The following is an 879-nucleotide window of genomic DNA, read 5'->3' on the forward strand; positions in this document are numbered from 1 at the left end:
GGCGGCAACGGTGTGGTCGTCATCTTCGAATTCGACTGATCGCGGCATCGTCACCCTCGCCTAAGCCAACCACTCACACACATTCGGATTGGGACAAATGAATCCCTTCAGCTACGGCAATGTCCTGACCGCTGGCCAGTGGAGCTATCTGTTCTCACAGAAGCAGGACGCGCTCGGCTATACCCCGGTGAACCGGGGCGGCGACACGATGCAAGGGCCGCTCAACACCCAGGCCTCTACGTCCGACGGCGCTGGATTCAGCATCCCTCCTGGCGCTGCTCCGGGAGTACCGGTCGACGGCCAGATCTGGATGACCATCTTTGGGCTCTTCTTTCAGATCGGCGGGAAAACGATCGGACCGATCGCCAACGGCACTATCGTTGGCCCTTCGAGTTCCGTGGTGGGCGACATTCCCGTTTTCTCCACGACCGGCGGCACTGCCCTTGCTGACAGCGGGATCTCGCTCGCATCGCAGCTCCCCAACCTCATCCTGGCTACTCCAGCCTTCGGAAGTGGAGTGCCCGCATTCCGAGCGCTGATCGGGGCTGATCTACCCACGCCGCAGCCGGTGGCCCTTGGTGGCGTAAAATCTGCGGCCGCTCCTCCCCATCAGTTCGGGACGGGTGTCGATACCAGCGGTAACCCGACGTTTGCGCAGCCTGCAATCAGCGACGTCTCGGGCCTTGCCGCGAACATGCTGGCCTTTCTTGCCGGCGGCACGAGCGCCCAGCTCGCCGCGGCGATGGTCGACGAGACCGGTAGCGGTCCGCTTGTCTTCGCCACAAACCCGACCGTTGCCCTTGGCTCGGCCTCGACCGCCGTCACCCAGACGCCCGGCGACAATTCGACCAAGCTGGCAACGACGGCCTATGTGCAGGC

At 63.5% G+C, this 879-nt stretch carries 1 protein-coding gene; it reads left to right on the plus strand.

Features of this window, described 5'->3' with window-relative positions; all coding sequences use genetic code 11:
- Positions 1-97: 97 nt before the first annotated feature.
- A partial coding sequence (locus EOA49_RS32205; protein WP_206520255.1) for a hypothetical protein occupies positions 98-879 on the plus strand: 782 nt, incomplete at its 3' end.

Source organism: Mesorhizobium sp. M1A.F.Ca.IN.020.04.1.1, assembly GCF_003997315.1.
In the GTDB taxonomy this organism is placed as follows: domain Bacteria; phylum Pseudomonadota; class Alphaproteobacteria; order Rhizobiales; family Rhizobiaceae; genus Mesorhizobium.